Here is a 16,608-nt window from a genome sequence, read left to right as displayed (position 1 = left end):
ATCTTCAATTGACGGTTTCGGGCTGCGCGGCTCTGACCGGCCAGCCCTGCAAGTTCTCCGCGACGATTTCGCCGAGCGCGTCGATCCACGGCTGCGCGCTATTCAGGCACGGAATGCGGTGGAACGACCGGCCACCGCCCGCGAGAAATTCGTCGCGCACTTCCATCCCGATCTCCTCGATCGTTTCGAGGCAATCGGCGGTGAATCCGGGACAAAACACGTCCGCGCGCTGCACGCCCGCCGCGCCGAGCTCGCGCAGCGTCGGCGCGGTGTACGGCTGCAGCCACTCGGCCTTGCCGAAGCGCGACTGGAACGTGACGCGGCACTCGATCGTCGACAGCCCGAGCGCGGCCATCAGCAGCGCGGCCGTCCGCTGGCACTGGTCGTGGTAAGGATCGCCGAGATCGAGCGTGCGCTTCGGCACGCCGTGAAAGCTCAGCACGAGTTTGTCGCCCGCCGCGAAATCGGGCGCCCCGTGCGCCGCCCAGTATTGCCGCACCTGCTCGGCAAGCGCGTGGATGTACGCCGGATGGTCCGCGTAATGGCGCACCGTGCGGATTTCCGGCTGGTTGCGCACGCGCGCGAGCGCGGCGAACGCGGCGTCGAACGCGGTGGCCGTCGTCGACGCCGAATACTGCGGATACATCGGCATCAGCAGCACGCGCTCGACGCCCGCGCGCTTGAGCTGCGCGAGCACCTGCGGGATGCCCGGCGCGCCATAGCGCATCGCGTAGTCGACGAGCACCTGATAGCCGTTCGACGCGAACAGATGGCGCACACCCTCGACCTGGCGCTCGGTATGCACGCGCAGCGGCGAGCCCTCCGGCATCCAGACGGCTGCGTACTTCTTCGCGGACGCGCGGCCGCGCAGCGGCAGGATCAGCGTGCGCAGCAGGATCTGCCAGATCGCCTGCGGAATCTCCACGACGCGGGGGTCGGACAGGAATTCCGCGAGATAGCGCCGGACCGCGCGCGGCGTCGGTGCGTCGGGCGTGCCGAGATTGATGAGCAGCACCGCGATGCGATGGGCGGCCGCGACGTTCGAAGGCGGCTCAAGATCGAAGCGCATAGGCAGGGGACGTTCGGACACGAAACCGTGACGGCCTTCGATTATACCGGGCCGCTTTCGGAGCCGGGACTGGCCGTTCGGCCGATTGCGCGCCGCGCGGCGGCGCGGCACGATGGCGGGGCCGGCTTATTGTTGGCTCACTGCTGGCTTGTTGCTGACTTATTGCTGGCTGAGCGTGAGCGAAAGCAGGCGCGCGGTGATGTCGACGATCGGGATCACGCGGTTGTACGCCATCCGGGTCGGGCCGATCACGCCGAGCGTGCCGACGATCTGGCCGTTCACCTCGTAAGGCGCGGTGACGACGCTCATTTCCTCGATCGGCACGAGCGTCGATTCGCCGCCGATGAAGATCTGCACGCCCTCGGCGTGGCTCGACACGTCGAGTAATTGCAGGAGGCTCGTCTTTTGGTCGAAAACGTCGAACAGCTTGCGCAGCCGCGCCATGTCGGACGAAAGATCCGCGACTTCGAGCAGGTTGCGCTCGCCGGAAATGAGGACCGTATCCTCGTTGTCAGGGGCCTCGGTGCTCGCGGTCACGGCCGCGTGCATCAGCGCGGTCATGTCGCCGCGAAGCTGGTCGATCTCGTCGCGCAGGCGGCGGCGCACCTCGTCGAACGACAGCCCGGCGAAATGCGCGTTGATGTAATTGGACGCCTCGGTGAGCTGCGACGGTGCATAGTCGCGCTGGGTCGCCATGATCCGGTTCTGCACGTCGCCTTCCGGCGTCACGATGATCAGCAGGATGCGCTTGTCGGACAGGCGCATGAACTCGATCTGCTTGAACACGTGGCTGCGGCGCGGCGCGAGCACGACGCCCGCGAACTGCGACAGGTTCGACAGCACGCTCGCGGCGGCCGCGACGACCCGCTGTTGCGGCTCGCCCGCCTGCAGCGTGTTTTGCACCGTGCGCGTGACGGCTTCCTCGTCGATCGGCGCGTCGACGGTCAGCATCGTGTCGACGAACAGGCGATAGCCGCGCGGCGTCGGCACGCGGCCGGCCGACGTGTGCGGGCTCGACACGAGGCCGAGCTCCTCCAGGTCGGACATCACGTTGCGGATCGTCGCCGGGCTCAGCTCGAGCCCGGAGTATCGGGACAACGTGCGCGATCCGACCGGCTGACCGTCGGCGATATACCGTTCGATCAGGGTTTTCAGGAGGGTTCGTGCGCGAGGATCTAGCATGGAAGAAAATTCTAGCTCAACCGGGCCTTCGCCGCGAGGGATACGGCCGGCCGGGGCGCGCCGGGCCCCCGGCGTGCGCCGCGCAGCCGGCCACGGCCGCGATTGGTTCTTTTCGTCATCCAGCTATGGTGTAATGCCGGCATGAAAACCGGTAACCAGTTCCAAACCGTCGCGATCGTCGGCCGCAGCAATACGCCCGGCATCGTCGAGCCGCTCGCCGCATTGGCGGATTGCCTCGCGAAGGCCGGCTTCGAAGTGGTTTTCGAAGCCGGCACCGCGCGAGAGATCGACATCGACCGCTACCCGGCCGTCACGCCCGCGGAAATCGGCGCGCGCGCCGACGTCGCGGTCGTGCTCGGCGGCGACGGCACGATGCTGGGCATCGGCCGCCAGCTCGCGCCGTACAAGACGCCGCTGATCGGGATCAACCACGGCCGGCTCGGCTTCATCACCGACATTCCGGCGGCCGACATGCTCGCGGTCGTCCCGGTGATGCTGTCCGGCAAGTTCGAGCGCGAGGAGCGAACGTTGCTCGAGTCCCGGATCATGCGCAACGGCGAGCCGATCTACCACGCGCTCGCGTTCAACGACGTCGTCGTGAACCGCAGCGGCTTCTCCGGGATGGTCGAGCTGCGCGTGTCGGTCGACGGCCGGTTCATGTACAACCAGCGCTCCGACGGCCTGATCGTCGCGACGCCGACCGGCTCGACCGCGTACGCGCTGTCGTCGGCCGGGCCGATCCTGCATCCGCAGTTGCAGGGCATCGTGCTCGTGCCGATCGCGCCGCACGAGCTGTCGAACCGGCCGATCGTGCTGCCCGACGACACGAAGATCGCGATCCAGTTCGTCGGCGGCCGTGACGTCAACGTGAATTTCGACATGCAGTCGTTCACGTCGCTCGAACCCAACGACACGATCGAGGTGCGCCGCTCGAAACACACGGTGCCGTTCCTGCACCCGGTCGGCTACAGCTATTACGTGACGCTGCGCAAGAAGCTGCACTGGAACGAACACCTGTCGAACGGCGACGACACCGAATCCTGACGCCTTCCCGCCCGACCCCATGCTCCGCCATCTCTCGATTCGCGACTTCGTCATCGTCGCCGCGCTCGATCTCGAATTCGACCGCGGCTTCACCGTCTTCTCCGGCGAAACCGGCGCCGGCAAATCGATCCTGATCGACGCGCTCGCGCTCGCGCTCGGCGAGCGCACCGATGCGAGCGTCGTGCGCGCCGGCTGCACGCGCGCCGACATCACCGCCGAATTCTCGTCGCACGACCGTGTCGCGCGCTGGCTCGACGAGCACGCGTTCGACGCCGACGACGCGGTGATGCTGCGCCGCGTGATCGACACGAACGGCCGCTCGCGCGCGTTCATCAACGGCACGAGCGCGACGCTCGCGCAGTTGCGCGCGGTCGGCGAGATGCTCGTCGACATTCATGGCCAGCACGCGCATCAGCTGTTGATGCGGCCCGACGCGCAGCGCGAACTGTTCGACACGCACGCGGGCCTCGCCGCCGATGCCGCGAACGTCGCACGCGCGTGGCGCGTGTGGCGCGACGCGACGCAGGCGATCGAAGCCGCGCAGGCGCACGAGCGCGAACTGCAGCTCGAGCGCGAGAAGCTCGCATGGCAGCTCGCCGAGCTCGACAAGCTCGCGCCGCAGCCCGGCGAATGGGACGAGATCAACGCCGAGCACAAGCGGCTGTCGCATTCGGCGAACCTGATCGACGGCGTGCAGGGCGCGCTGAACGCGCTGTCCGAGGCCGATGACGCGATGCTCGCGCAGCTCGGCGCGATCGTGTCGAAGCTGCGCGGCCTCGCCGATTACGATCCGGCGCTCGGCGACGCGCTCGCATCGCTCGAGCCCGCCGAGATTCAGTTGCAGGAAGCGGTCTATTCGCTGTCGCACTACGCGCAGCGGCTCGACCTCGATCCGGACCGGCTCGCGCAGGTCGAGCAGCGCGTCGACGCGCTGCATTCGACCGCGCGCAAGTTCCGCCTGCGGCCCGAGACGCTGCACGACGAGCACGCGGCGCGCCGCGCGCAGCTCGCCGCGCTCGACGCGGCCGCCGACCTCGGCGCGCTGCAGGCCGCGCAGGCGAACGCATGGAACGCGTATCTCGTCGGCGCGAAGCAGCTGTCGAAGGCGCGCGCGAAGGCCGCGACGGCGCTCGGCGCGGCGGTCACCGCGGGGATGCAGGAGCTGTCGATGGCGGGCGGCCGCTTCGACGTCGCGCTCGCGCCGCTCGCCGACGGCGGCCCGCACGGGCTCGAGCAGATCGAGTTCCGCGTCGCCGGGCATCCGGGCGTGCCGCTGCGGCCGCTCGCGAAGGTCGCGTCGGGCGGCGAACTCGCGCGGATCAGCCTCGCGCTGGCGGTGATCGCGAGCGCCGCGAGCCCGACGCCGACGCTGATCTTCGACGAAGTCGACACCGGGATCGGCGGCGGCGTGGCCGAAGTCGTCGGCCGGCTGCTGCATCAGCTCGGCCGCGACCGGCAGGTGCTGTGCGTGACGCACCTGCCGCAGGTCGCCGCGCGCGGCGATCATCACTTCCAGGTCGCGAAGGGCGCCGACGCCGCCGGCGGCACCGTGTCGACGGTCGTGCCGCTCGACCGGGCGAACCGCGTCGAGGAAGTCGCGCGGATGCTCGGCGGCCTCGAAATCACCGCGACGACGCGCAAGCACGCGAAGGAAATGCTCGCGGCGTGATGGTTGCGCGTCGCGCGGCCTTGAGCGCGAAATGGGAGACGAGCTCATCTCCCATCCGTTTGATGCTGGGGACGCTCATCGACGTACTCTGCTGATGTTTCCGCGAAAACGGTCTTGTCGGGATAAAGATGAACCGTCAGCACCTTTGCGTCGCCCGACATGTGGTCGATTACGGTCGTTGCCTGAAGCTTGGTTCCATTTCCAGGTGCATTACTCTCCGAACAGGCGGTAAGTGGCATCACGGACATCAGACTGACGAGCAAGCGGCAAGCTAGCGAATTCATTGCAATTTGATGCTTCGGTTTCATTTGCGCAACTCAGCAGGTAAGCAGGTAAGCAGGTAAGCAGGTAAGCAGGTAAGCAGGTAAGCAGGTAAGCAGGTAAGCAGGTAAGCAGGTAAGCAGGTAAGCAGGTAAGCAGGTAAGCAGGTAAGCAGGTAAGCAGATCATTCATGCACTGCGTCGACGGTCGGAATATCCCGAGGAAAATTCTTCACGAGATCGTCGAAGGCGAGTAGCCTTGTTCTGACCTGTTCGAGCTACACGGCGACTTCCGACAGGGACTTGAACGAATCACCGTGAGCGAGCTCGATACAGCAATATCGGTTTCAAACCGCTCCGATATCGCTTGCTCAGGCACCGGCAACCGCGCCTCACGGGCGATATCGTGCACGCGGGTCAGCGTCTGCCCGGTCCGGCATCGCTCGCACAGCAGCAGACCGCGCTATCCGCGCAAGCGGCGTCTCAGGCTCGCTCCGATTTGGGATGAGGCGTGCTGGCACTGGCTGCCGCAGCGAAACCGATATTGACTCCGTGCCCCGCACCACTCCCGACACAGCAGGGTGAATCCCTCGACTGCAAGATGGTCGCGCATCCTTGCTATACGATAGTCACCGGCTGTCACACGGGCTGTCCTCCCTCATCAGTTGCATGGGGAATGGAGTGTCATGCGTCGATCGACATGGTCTGCTGCGAAGCGATGAGCTTCGGCGGCGGATCGCACTTGCAAATGCAGAGATCGTCGCTCAATGCCGCTTGCCGGCCGTCGGGCGCGGTCATCGACTGACGCGGACCGTCGCATTGGATTTTGCCGGTCGTATTGCATGCCGGACATTGCACTTCATCGCCCTCGTGGGCGACATCGCGGCCTTCGAACTGGATCGTGGCCGGCATAGCGATTACCGTTCCATTCGCGGTGGTCTTGTCGCCGTTGAGGATCAGATAGCGTTGCATGGTTTGCGTTCGCAAGGCAGTTGCCAGGTTACGATTTTTGTTCGAAGACTCCACGCGGCCGGAAATAGCTGAATGGTTCAACGTTCGCTACGAAATCGACCTTGGAGTTATGAACATAGTGCGCAAAAAAATTGACAATACTGTCAGACGCATTCGTCATCCAGGCATCGAGCCTCCATTGCTCGGGCTTGAACGTATAAAAAAAGACCCGCTCTTCACGTGTTCCGCGATTGGTCACGACGACATCGCGATGCGTCTTCAATGCCTCGGCATAAGCAGGTGCCTCGATGTCGATCGTTCCCCACATCGCATGCTTCACTGAGTTCTGATTGAACGATTCTTGACCGACGAGTGGTTGCTTTCTGCGCGAAAGCGTCCCGTTGCTTTCGTAGTACGCCTTCATGTGGCACTTCATGTCGGCCTCAACAGATGTTCCGGGCGGGCGGACGGCGATCATGTAGTTTTGATAGCTCTGCTGCGTCTCTGGCTTAACAGTAAAGCGGTCAGCAATGGGGGCAAGGGTGCTCTTGATTTCCGCTTGCGACAATAAACGAACACCGGCCTTTAGCGCTTCCTGGTACATGTCGGCCATAGGAATCCGGGCATAATTTCCATCTAGATTCTGCTCTTTTGGCCCATATCCGCCACCGATATCGGAATGCACACCGGGGTAGACCTTTTCGGTCCATCCTGCATGGTAGCGCCCGCTTTCACGGATCAAGTCTACTGGAAACGAATAGCGGAGTTCATTGGCTGCGACGTAATGTACACATCGCTCGACACAGGTCGGGATACGTAAGTCACGTTGCTCCTGGGGAAGCGTAAGGTTGTGTGCGGGCAGGCCAAACGAAGCAACAGTGTCGAATAGACCCAAGAACGTGAAACGGACTGGAAAACCATTCAATGTCAGCGAGCCGACTCCCTGTTTCTTGCACTGCCCAACAAGCATGTTCACGAATGCACGAGAGAGAGCCGCTCCGCGAGAGAAGCCGATCACCGATATATTGACGACCTTGATAAGGCGATGCGCGCCAATCGCCTGGTTCAAATCGTTTAGACTTGCACTTTTGTTCTTTTCGACATACTGTTTGACCTCTCCCCCCACCTTCCTGGCGTTGTTAACCAGAGCCTGACGCAGTGCCTGATTCAGATGGTCTTCGCCATCAATCAGTCGACGATCGCCTCCTGCGCCGAATGCGCCGCCTAATAACGTGTCTTCAAGCCAAACATCAGGTTTGTCGACCCAGGACGCTTCGCCGTTGAATGGTGTGCCAACACCACTGATATAAAACCGGTAAATGCCTTTTGACGGATCAGCCATTGCTGCATCGTACAATCGCGCGACGTTGCTCCACCGTTGTCCTGCGGCATCGGCATCCCGATTATTTCCGGTACCGTCAAAGAAGAACGTGAGGTGAATTACATCAGAACAATCTTGCTTCGCAGTGGGCGAAACTTTCGGCACGTCACGCGTCGCAGCCGTGATGATCTGCATCAACGAAGGAGGTTGCGGGAGCGAACTCATTATTTTTTTCCCTCTGGCTCTGGCCGTTCATCGACATATTCTTTGGATGCTTCAGCAACGGCCGATTCATCAGGGTATACATGGACGGTAAGAATTTTGGAATCTCCCGGCAATTCAGATAAAACGGCAGTTGCATGAATTCTCTCACCCAATCTTGGAGCGCCTTCTGATCCTCCGAGCGAATATTCGATCGTTACCGTCCCCGGCTTGACCTTCACACAGCAGACGGTTGAACCACCTGCGCCACCTGGGTGATAAGCCATATAAGCACCACCCGCATATTGCCCGTTGACAGCAACGTCATAAATGGCGCGAGGCCAGTAGTTGTAAATTGCAACATCGAGATTCATGACTCTCTCCGAACAGGCGGTGAGCGGCAACACTGAAATCAGACCGACGAGCAAGCGGCGGGCTAGCGTGTTCATTGCAGCATCTGCTTTCGACTTCATTCTTGTTGTCTCTAGGGTTTGGGGCGCTCGTCAACAATTTGAGAACTCTGTCTCATTCGCTTGACTTGGCAGGTGACCAGATCACGAATGCACAGCATCAACGGTCGGAATTTCCCGAGGAAAATTCTTCATCAGATCATCGAAGGTCAATAGCTTTGTCCTGACCTGTTCGAGCAATACGGCGACTTCCGGCAGGGTGTTGAACGACGCTCCATAAGCGAGCGCGATACAGCAATAATTGACCAAATCGCCGGTGCCTTCCAGCCCATATTGCCGGGCATTCAGAATCTGCGAGCGTACAAATGCGTACTGCGCCGACTCGGGTACGTGGAGCAGCAGGCCGGGCATGTTGAGCCGGATGTAGTACAGGATGTTGTCCGGCACGCTGGCTTCGACAAGCTCGTCAACCTGACGCTGGTCGAGTTGCAGTGGTGGCTGTATTGACAACGCGGCATCCGCAACCGGACTCCGGTCCCAGTCAATCGACTTCAGGCGGCCAGCACGATCCCAGTACCACCATTCGAGAACGGGAGCCAGGAAGGCCTGTTTCTGTTCGGCCGTCAGCACCGGACCGCGAACATGCTGAGTGCCATCTCCGTTGGCGCCGTTTAGTACCGCAAGAATGCTGGGGTCCCAGAACGCGAGTGCCATGACCGTCCGATCCGGCAGTACGACATCGACGAACGCGCTCAAATGTCCGGCAAGCGCCTCTAGCGGCATCGTGGAAATCAGCAGCGTCGCACACGGCACATTCGACGCGTGTTGATCCAGCCATTCGCCGGCGCGAAGATAATTCGTCTCGTCGATCGGGATGAGATGCGGCGCGGCTGCTTTTACATCGGCCCCGCCATCCAGCAGGCACACAGCGTTTCCTGAGTCGAAAAGCAACGCCGCCGGCAAGGTTTTGTCTTGAGCCGGATCGGCGAGAACATAAACGTGTGCGCTGCGCGACCGAGCTGCCTCAAATACGGTTACGGCTTCCATCTCGTCAGGGTCCTTTCTTGTTCACGAAAGCCGCCCGCGTGGCTGCTCGCTGCCGCAGGCACTCCGCACAGGCCGATTGCGGCTTTCTCTTGTGCTCGCATCTTCTCCTGTAGTTGGCTCACAACCATGTGGACATACGCGCTTGACGCAAACCCTTCATCGGGGACCGTTGGTACAAAAGGCACGTCAGACCCCCTTCGTGATGAGCGCAGAGCGGGCTGCGGCACGTTTCAACAGGCACTCGACGCAAATGGATTGCGGCAATCCAGGCAACGGATAAGGCAAGCTTGCCGGGCCAGCGAATGAATGCTGCGCTCCCTTGATGTCGATCTTCCCCGGCGCGTGAATCTCGATGTTGCCATCCTTGATGCGGATATAGGCACCGCCCGAAGTCAGCAAGATTTCCTGTTTCGCGACCGCTTCGATATTCTCTGTCGCCGACAGAACCTTCACCGTCTTCTGCGCAGTCAACTCGATATTGTCCGAGTGCGCCTGAATCTCAACCTTGCCCTTCGCCGCAAACAGTTTCATCCCCGCGTTCTGCACGAACAGGCTGATCCTCTCCGCCACGCTGGCAACGAGCGACTTGCCGCTCGCGATGTGCGTGCTCTGCCCGCTGACGAAATTGGTCTGCTGATCGCTCGACACATGCACCGACTGCTGCGTCGACAGCGCAACGCCGGACGGACTCGCCAGCAACATAACCGGCGCCTGAAATGCGTTCGCACTGCCCATGCCACCTCCCGCCGTCCTGCCGCCTGACTGCGAGCCTTGAACGCGGTGCTGCGTCGCATCGGTGAACGTTTTCAGCGCATCGTGGCCTTCCTCGAGGCTCTCCGCCTGATGTGCGTGACTCGCCTGCGACATCGCCTCAACCACGCTCTCAGCATTGACAAGCTGCTGTTGCGCCTCGCGCACGTCGAGTTGCTGGCTGCTCGCCTGCTTCGGATGCGTCGTGACGTACAGTCCCTGTGCGGCACGCACAGCACCGTACGAATCCGTCTTCAGGTCAAATCCTGAGCCAAGATATGCACCACGTGTGTTGCCGCTCTGGTCGATCAGGTACCCCAGATGAAGCAGACTGTTCCCTGTACTGCTGAACAATTTGGCGCGATTTTGGGCGGTCGCATCGTCGAGGACCATTTCGTTATAACCGGCCCCTGAATACTCCTTCGACCGGTACCCCGACAGGATGCCGTTGCTGTGCCATTGCGGCTGGACATCCCCGTTGTAGACGCGATGCAGAACGATGGGCCGGTCACAGTCGCCACCCACGTAACCGATCAGGACTTCTTCGCCGACCCGTGGAACGTGAACGCTCCCGTAGCCTCCACCCGTATCCGACTGCGCGACTCGCACCCAGCACGACGCGCCCGCATCTCCCGGGTTCTGCCGGTCCCAGATGAACATCACCTTGACCCGGTTCAGTTCGTCCGTATAAACCTCTTCGCCTTGCGGCCCGACAACGATGGCCGTCTCCAGGTGCATCACCGGCTTTTTGTGCTCGAACGGACTACGGTATGGAACCGTCTTCCGCTGCGCCTCGATCTCGACCAGATAAAAACCCGCCGAACCGTCCTCATGAATGACGGCGTCACCCGTGTGCCCGGCTTTCGCCAGCGCCAAATCGTTCTGCAGGCTGTGAGGAAAGCTCGCTTCGTGGTCAGATAGCGGCAGGTTGTTCTCGATGTACCGCCGCACCTTGATCGCCGCGAATTCCCGCTGGCCGACCGGATCGAGATCATGCTCCGGATGACCGGTCAGTTCGAAGCGCAGACCCGCGTCGATACCCCGAACGCCGCCCGCCGCGAAAAACCGCTTGGCCCGCGACTCCCACTCTTCCAGATGAATCTTCGAAAGCTGCTCGCCGCGATCCGTTTCCAGGTATGTGTAGGCACCGGTGTATTCGTAGACTTCAGTCTGCTCCGGCAAATCCCCCTGGCCGGGCATCGTCGGCAGCGATGTGCCTTTGGGATTGAAAACCGACGCCGGCGCCTTGTAGTCGAACGTGCGCGTCGTATGCAACGTGCTTTGCAAGGTCCGCGAACCCGACCACTGCGTGAATGCATCCGTTTCGCTGCCCGTGCCGGACCGGTAGAACATGACCTGATTGGGCGACATCTCATCGAGCGCATAGATATCGTCGGTCACGACCAGCGTATGCGACTTGCCGTCCTTACCCTGACGCCAGAAGCCGTACAGGCCTTCCTCCTCCATCAGCCGATGGACAAAATTCCAGTCGGTTTCACTCTGGCGGCAGTACGAGCGCTGGGGCAGCGGCTTGCGCAAAGCAAATTGGAACTGGCCTCTGGCCTGTGGATGCATGTTGAATACATCCGTGATGATCGCGTCGACACTTTTGTCCTGCCAGTACCGCATATCGCTGCGAAACTTGAGGAAATTCAACCATGAAGCGAATGTCAGTTGGTAACTGCTGAAACTGCCGTCCCCACCGAGCCGGCGAGCGGTATGAATATAGCCATTGACCGGATGGTAGGACTTATCCGCCTGCTGAATCCACAGCGTCATCGGCTGGGCGATCAGCGTCTTGAGTTCGATGTCGCCCTCAGTGGACACCATATCGAGCATGACACTGAAATCACGGCCCAATTCGGAATAAGTTACCGCTCGACGCGGCACGAGCGCATTATCCGGTAATAATGGGATATCGGTCTTGATTAGGCGGTCCTGCTGAATAAGGCCGCCACGGATCATCCGGGCCAGTTCGGTCGGGTTCATGCGTTTTCCATATTCTTGGGCATTGCAGGCCGACACCGCACTCTCAACGGATTCAGCCCCCCATTGCATAACCGACCGATTCTAGTTTTTGTGACCATGCAGCGTCAACCGGGCGACATTCAGGAATTGCAAACGCGGTTTAACAATCGAAGTGACAATCCCTAATATCAAGCGCGATTCACATTGCATAAACACGCCAATCCTGCTGACTCGGCAGACCGCCAACCCAACACTACCTCCCACCGCACTGCACCAGCCGCGCGCTCGTCGACACCCCTCCCCGACGTGATGACCACCCTCTCCGTTCCGCAAAATGAACATCCCATTTCATTATCAAAAAAAACCGCATCATTGAAATTTTCACACCATTCACTTACGATGCTCCGCGACATCGCCCCCCGGAGAAACGGAATGTCCATCGAGGAGTTTGGCTACACGCAGGAACTCAAGCGCGCGCTGCGGTTCAAGGATCTGGTCGTCTACGGGCTGGTCTGGATGATTCCGATCGCGCCGTTCGGCATCTACGGCTACGTGTCCGACGCCGCGAACGGCATGGTCGCGCTGGCCTATGCGATCGGCGTCGTCGCGATGTTCTTCACCGCGATGAGCTACAAGGCGATGTCGGCCGACTTCCCGCTCGCGGGCTCCGTCTACACGTACGCGCAGCGCGGCATCGGCGAGGCGGCCGGGTTTCTGTCCGGCTGGCTGATCCTGCTCGACTACATCCTGATTCCGTCGCTGCTGTACATCGCGAGCGCCGCCGCGCTCGCGCCGCTGTTCCCGGCCGTGCCGAAGTGGCTGTGGGTCGTCGGGTTCGCCGCGTGCGGCGCCGGCGTCAATCTGTGCGGCGTCGAGATCACCGCGAAAGCCAGCCGGCTGATGCTGTACGCGCAGCTCGTCGTGCTCGCGATCTTCTGCGCGGTCGGCCTCTACGCGCTGTACGTGCGCGGCATCGGCGCCGGGCATCTGACGCTCGACCCGCTGTTCCAGCCGTCGAAGTTCAACGTCGGCGTGATCTTCTCGGCCGTGTCGGTCGCCGCGCTGTCGTTCCTCGGCTTCGACGCGATCTCGACGATGTCCGAGGAAGTCAGCGACGACGATCGCCAGGTCGTCGGCCGCGCGACGCTCGTGTCGCTGCTGCTCGTCGGCGGCCTGTTCATCCTGCAGACGTGGATCGCCGCCGATCTCGCGCACGGGATGAAGTTCGCATCGCTCGACACCGCGTTCTATGAAACCGCCGAACGCGCGGGCGGGCACTGGCTGAACCTGCTGACGTCGTGGTCGACCGCGATCGCATGGGGGATCGCGAACTCGCTCGTGTCGACCGCGTCGATCGCGCGGATCCTCTATTCGATGGCGCGCGACCGCAAGCTGCCGGCGGTGCTCGCGCGCGTGTCCGGCAAGTCGCGGGTGCCGTACGTCAGCATCGTGCTGGTCGGCGTCGTGTCGCTCGTCGTGTCGACCGTGTTCATCGACCGCCTCGACCAGATCACGTCATTCGTGAATTTCGGCGCGCTGACCGGCTTCCTGATGCTGCACGCGTCCGTCGTCAACCACTTCATCGTCCGCAAGAAGTCGACGCAGTACGTGCAGCATCTGCTGTTCCCGGTCGCCGGCTTCGCGATCCTCGCGTACGTGCTCTATTCGATGGGCCGCGCGACGTGGATGCTCGGGCTGATCTGGCTCGCGGTCGGCGTCGTCTATTACGTCGTGCTGACCCAGGTGCTGCGCCGCAACGCGCAGCTTCAGGTGTAACGCGGATACCGCGCGGCGGGCGCGCGCCTCCGGGCCACCCCGCCGCCCTGCCGCCCCGCCGCTCTACCATCCTGCCGCGTCGACCGCCGCGCGCCGCCCCGCCGCCGCGTCAGCCGAACACCCGCTTCCACAGCGCGCCGACGACCGCGCGCTCGTCGGCGACGGCCGCCGGATCGACGCGCGCCTTCTCCATCCCGTCGAGCCGCAGCTTGTGCTGCATCCGGCGATAGGTCCGGTACGCGGCGCCGACCCGCTCCGCCTCGTCCTCGCTCATCAGCCCGAAGCGCGCGACCTCGCGCAACAGCGCGATGTTGCCGGTGTTGCGGATCAGCTCCGGATCGTGCGACGCGTGCAGCAGCACCCAGTACTGGACGATGAACTCGATGTCGACCATCCCGCCGCGATCGTGCTTCAGGTCGAACAGGTCGCCGTGGTTCGGATGGCCGGCGAACACCTTGTCGCGCATGTCGACGATCTCCTTCGCGAGCGCGTCGGCCTCGCGCGGCATCGTCAGCACCTGCGTGCGGATCGCCTCGAACGCGGCGCCGATCGCTGCGTCGCCCGCGCTGTAGCGCGCACGCGTCAGCGCCTGGTGCTCCCACACCCACGCGGTGTTCGCCGCGTCGCCCTCGCGTAGCTGGTAGCGGCGGAACGCGTCGAGATCGGTGACGAGCAGCCCCGCCTCGCCGTTCGGCCGCAGCCGCAGATCGATGTCGAACAGCGTGCCCGCGCCGGTCGCGGTCGTCAGCCACGTGATCAGGCGCCGCGTGAACGTCGTGTACACGTCCGCCGCGCGCTCGTCCGGGTCGTCGTACAGGAAGATCAGGTCGAGATCCGACGCGTAGCCGAGCTCCTTGCCGCCGAGCTTGCCGTATGCGATCACCGCGAAGCGCGGCGCGTCGCGGTGGCGCTTCGCGAGCTGCGACCAGACGATCTCGATCGTCACGTCGAGCACCGCGTCCGCGAGTTCGGACAGCCGGTCGCTCACGTGCTCGACCGTCAGTTGCCCGGCGAGGTCGATCAGCAGGATCCGGAACACCTCCGCGTGCTGCGCGTGGCGCAGCAGGTCGAGCTGCTGCTCGGGGCCGTCGGCCGCCGCGAGCTTCGCGCGCAGCGCGTCCTTGAACGCGGCCCAGTCGAACGGGCTCGCGATCGCCTCGTCGTCGAGCAGCTCGTCGAGCAATTGCGGATGGTGGATCAGGTAGTCGCCGCCCCAGCGCGTCGCGCCGAGCACCGACAGCACGCGGTCGAGCGCGGCCGGATATTCGGTCAGCAGCGCAAGGTACGCGCCGCGCCGGCCGATCGTCTCGAGCAGGTCGAAGAGGCGCACGATCGTGTCGTCGCGGTGCGCGGCGTCGATCCGCGGCGCCGCCTCGAGCGCGCGCTGCGCGACGGTGTCGAAGCGCTGGCGGCTCTTCTCCGGCAGGTTCGTGTAGCGCGACGATCGCCAGACCCCGCGCAGCCGCGTCGCGACCGCCTCCGGATCGCCGAAGCCGAGCGACTCGAGGCGCGCGTTCAGCACGTCGTCGGCGCCGTCGTCCGCGAGCGCGCCGCTCCAGATCCACGCGGCCGCGCCGTCCTCGGACGCGCCGCACGGGCCGCCACCGTTCACCTTGTCCGCGAAGATCTGGTCGAACTGCGCCTCGACGAACGCGCGATGGCCGTCGAGCGTCGCCATCAGCGCCGCATAGTCGGCGAAGCCGAGCGACGCCGCGAGCGCCGCGCGGTCGTCGGGCTCGACGGGCATCGCATGCGTCTGCGCATCGTTGCGGTACTGCAGCCGGTGCTCGATCTTGCGCAGCAGGTTGTACGCGTCCGCGAGGCGCGCGCGCACGTCGGCCGCGATCAGCCCGCGCGCCTGCGCGTGGCGCAGCACCGCGAGCGTCGGCCGCACGCGAAAGCCCGCGTCCTGCCCGCCGCGGATCAGCTGGAACACCTGCGCGCTGAACTCGATCTCGCGGATGCCGCCGCGCCCGAGCTTGATGTCGTCGGCCTTGTCGGGCCGCATCGACGCGCGCCGCTGCGCCTCCTGCCGGATCTGCTGATGCAGCGAGCGAATCGCGCCGATCACGCCGAAATCGAGATAGCGACGGTAGACGAACGGCTTCACGATCGCGTCGAGCTGCTTCGCGAGGCGCCGCGCGGCGACGCTGTCGTGCTCGGACACGATCCGGCCCTTGATCCACGCGTAGCGCTCCCATTCGCGGCCCTGCACGTAGAAATATTCCTCGAGCATCCCGAGGCTGCACACGAGCGGCCCCGAATCGCCGTTCGGGCGCAGCCGCATGTCGACGCGGAACACGTAGCCGTCGGCGGTCACCTCGGACAGCACGCCGATCAGCCGCCGGCCGAGCCGCGTGAAGTATTCCTGCGTGGACAGCGCCGCGCGCGCGCCGCCGGCGGTTTCGCCGTCGTCCTCGTATACGAAGATCAGGTCGATGTCGGACGACACGTTCAGCTCGCGCCCGCCGAGCTTGCCCATCCCGATGACGCCGAGCGCGAGCCGTTCGCCGTCCGCGCCGCGCGGCTCGCCGTACAGCGCCTCGAGCTCGGCCGACAGCAGCACGAGCGAGCGCTGGATCGACACCTCGGCGAGATCGGTCATCGCGCCGGTGACTTCGGCGACATCGGCGAGCCCGCGCAGGTCGCGCTCCGCGATCGCGCCGAACGCCTCGATCCGCAGTTGCCGCAGCGCGCGCTTGAGCACGTCCTCGGACGGCGCCGGCGCGCCGGCCGGGCCCGCGAGCAGCTCGGTCAGGCGCGCGTCGAGCTGCGCGCGCGCGATCGGCGCGGCGGCCCAGGCGGCGATCCGCTCGGCGAGCGCCGCGCGCGTGGCGACCGCGCGCGCGAGGTAGTGGGAATAGGATGGGCAGGACAGTGCGGAAACGTCGGTCATCGGAAGGCGGGCCTTGCAAAGATCTGCGCGGCGGGCAGCGCGCGACGATCGCGCCCGCCCTGCG

12 protein-coding genes are annotated in these 16,608 nt (G+C 63.7%); 3 read left to right on the top strand and 9 right to left on the bottom strand.

The genetic code is table 11. The annotated features are described in order from the left end of the window. Positions 1-4 precede the first annotated feature (4 nt). Complete coding sequence (gene hemH, locus HZI36_RS06890) at positions 5-1,069, bottom strand: ferrochelatase (RefSeq protein WP_179401890.1); 1,065 nt, start codon at positions 1,067-1,069, stop codon at positions 5-7. 159 nt (positions 1,070-1,228) lie between these two features. After that, positions 1,229-2,251, bottom strand: coding sequence for a heat-inducible transcriptional repressor HrcA (hrcA, locus tag HZI36_RS06885; protein ID WP_179401889.1), 1,023 nt, complete (start codon positions 2,249-2,251; stop codon positions 1,229-1,231). A gap of 141 nt (positions 2,252-2,392) precedes the next feature. Here hrcA and HZI36_RS06880 point away from each other — a divergent pair, with 141 nt between their 5' ends. Both HZI36_RS06880 and recN read left to right on the top strand, forming a co-directional pair. After that, positions 2,393-3,295: an NAD kinase gene (locus tag HZI36_RS06880; protein WP_179401888.1), complete on the top strand. Its 903-nt coding sequence runs from the start codon at positions 2,393-2,395 to the stop codon at positions 3,293-3,295. Between the two features lie 19 nt (positions 3,296-3,314). Continuing rightward, positions 3,315-4,964 (top strand): DNA repair protein RecN, encoded by a 1,650-nt coding sequence (gene recN, locus HZI36_RS06875; RefSeq protein WP_179401887.1) that lies wholly within the window; start codon positions 3,315-3,317, stop codon positions 4,962-4,964. A gap of 44 nt (positions 4,965-5,008) precedes the next feature. Here recN and HZI36_RS06870 read toward each other — a convergent pair whose 3' ends face one another. The 6 genes from HZI36_RS06870 to HZI36_RS06845 form a co-directional block, all read right to left on the bottom strand. Continuing rightward, positions 5,009-5,272 (bottom strand): hypothetical protein, encoded by a 264-nt coding sequence (locus tag HZI36_RS06870; protein WP_179401886.1) that lies wholly within the window; start codon positions 5,270-5,272, stop codon positions 5,009-5,011. A gap of 636 nt (positions 5,273-5,908) precedes the next feature. Beyond that, positions 5,909-6,196, bottom strand: coding sequence for a PAAR domain-containing protein (locus tag HZI36_RS06865; RefSeq protein WP_179401885.1), 288 nt, complete (start codon positions 6,194-6,196; stop codon positions 5,909-5,911). A 28-nt stretch (positions 6,197-6,224) separates the two neighbouring features. After that, entirely contained in the window at positions 6,225-7,721 is a 1,497-nt protein-coding gene (locus HZI36_RS06860) for a T6SS phospholipase effector Tle1-like catalytic domain-containing protein (protein WP_179401884.1), read from the bottom strand. Next, positions 7,721-8,170, bottom strand: a complete 450-nt coding sequence (locus HZI36_RS06855; protein ID WP_179401883.1) for a DUF3304 domain-containing protein — start codon at positions 8,168-8,170, stop codon at positions 7,721-7,723. Before HZI36_RS06855 ends, HZI36_RS06860 begins: the two co-directional genes overlap by 1 nt. An 81-nt stretch (positions 8,171-8,251) precedes the next feature. Next, positions 8,252-9,154 (bottom strand): DUF4123 domain-containing protein, encoded by a 903-nt coding sequence (locus HZI36_RS06850; protein WP_179401882.1) that lies wholly within the window; start codon positions 9,152-9,154, stop codon positions 8,252-8,254. Positions 9,155-9,340: 186 nt separating this feature from the next. Beyond that, positions 9,341-11,893 (bottom strand): type VI secretion system Vgr family protein, encoded by a 2,553-nt coding sequence (locus tag HZI36_RS06845; RefSeq protein WP_179401881.1) that lies wholly within the window; start codon positions 11,891-11,893, stop codon positions 9,341-9,343. Between the two features lie 411 nt (positions 11,894-12,304). Between HZI36_RS06845 and HZI36_RS06840 the strand changes: the two genes are divergently transcribed. Continuing rightward, complete coding sequence (locus HZI36_RS06840) at positions 12,305-13,648, top strand: APC family permease (protein WP_179401880.1); 1,344 nt, start codon at positions 12,305-12,307, stop codon at positions 13,646-13,648. A gap of 109 nt (positions 13,649-13,757) precedes the next feature. Here HZI36_RS06840 and glnE read toward each other — a convergent pair whose 3' ends face one another. Next, entirely contained in the window at positions 13,758-16,544 is a 2,787-nt protein-coding gene (gene glnE / locus HZI36_RS06835) for a bifunctional [glutamate--ammonia ligase]-adenylyl-L-tyrosine phosphorylase/[glutamate--ammonia-ligase] adenylyltransferase (protein ID WP_179401879.1), read from the bottom strand. Between the last annotated feature and the right edge of the window lie 64 nt (positions 16,545-16,608).

The organism is Burkholderia guangdongensis (assembly GCF_013403875.1).
GTDB classification, from domain to species: Bacteria; Pseudomonadota; Gammaproteobacteria; order Burkholderiales; family Burkholderiaceae; genus Burkholderia; species Burkholderia guangdongensis.
The sequence above is the reverse complement of the archived record's forward strand: the minus strand, read 5'-3'. Positions and strand labels throughout refer to the sequence as shown.

What these genes read in the sequence shown, in the direction of transcription:
- hemH (WP_179401890.1), bottom strand. Translation starts at nt 1,069, where the DNA reads ATGCGCTTCGATCTTGAGCCGCCTTCGAACGTCGCGGCCGCCCATCGC.
- hrcA (WP_179401889.1), bottom strand. Translation starts at nt 2,251, where the DNA reads ATGCTAGATCCTCGCGCACGAACCCTCCTGAAAACCCTGATCGAACGG.
- HZI36_RS06880 (WP_179401888.1), top strand. Translation starts at nt 2,393, where the DNA reads ATGAAAACCGGTAACCAGTTCCAAACCGTCGCGATCGTCGGCCGCAGC.
- recN (WP_179401887.1), top strand. Translation starts at nt 3,315, where the DNA reads ATGCTCCGCCATCTCTCGATTCGCGACTTCGTCATCGTCGCCGCGCTC.
- HZI36_RS06870 (WP_179401886.1), bottom strand. Translation starts at nt 5,272, where the DNA reads ATGAAACCGAAGCATCAAATTGCAATGAATTCGCTAGCTTGCCGCTTG.
- HZI36_RS06865 (WP_179401885.1), bottom strand. Translation starts at nt 6,196, where the DNA reads ATGCAACGCTATCTGATCCTCAACGGCGACAAGACCACCGCGAATGGA.
- HZI36_RS06860 (WP_179401884.1), bottom strand. Translation starts at nt 7,721, where the DNA reads ATGAGTTCGCTCCCGCAACCTCCTTCGTTGATGCAGATCATCACGGCT.
- HZI36_RS06855 (WP_179401883.1), bottom strand. Translation starts at nt 8,170, where the DNA reads ATGAAGTCGAAAGCAGATGCTGCAATGAACACGCTAGCCCGCCGCTTG.
- HZI36_RS06850 (WP_179401882.1), bottom strand. Translation starts at nt 9,154, where the DNA reads ATGGAAGCCGTAACCGTATTTGAGGCAGCTCGGTCGCGCAGCGCACAC.
- HZI36_RS06845 (WP_179401881.1), bottom strand. Translation starts at nt 11,893, where the DNA reads ATGAACCCGACCGAACTGGCCCGGATGATCCGTGGCGGCCTTATTCAG.
- HZI36_RS06840 (WP_179401880.1), top strand. Translation starts at nt 12,305, where the DNA reads ATGTCCATCGAGGAGTTTGGCTACACGCAGGAACTCAAGCGCGCGCTG.
- glnE (WP_179401879.1), bottom strand. Translation starts at nt 16,544, where the DNA reads ATGACCGACGTTTCCGCACTGTCCTGCCCATCCTATTCCCACTACCTC.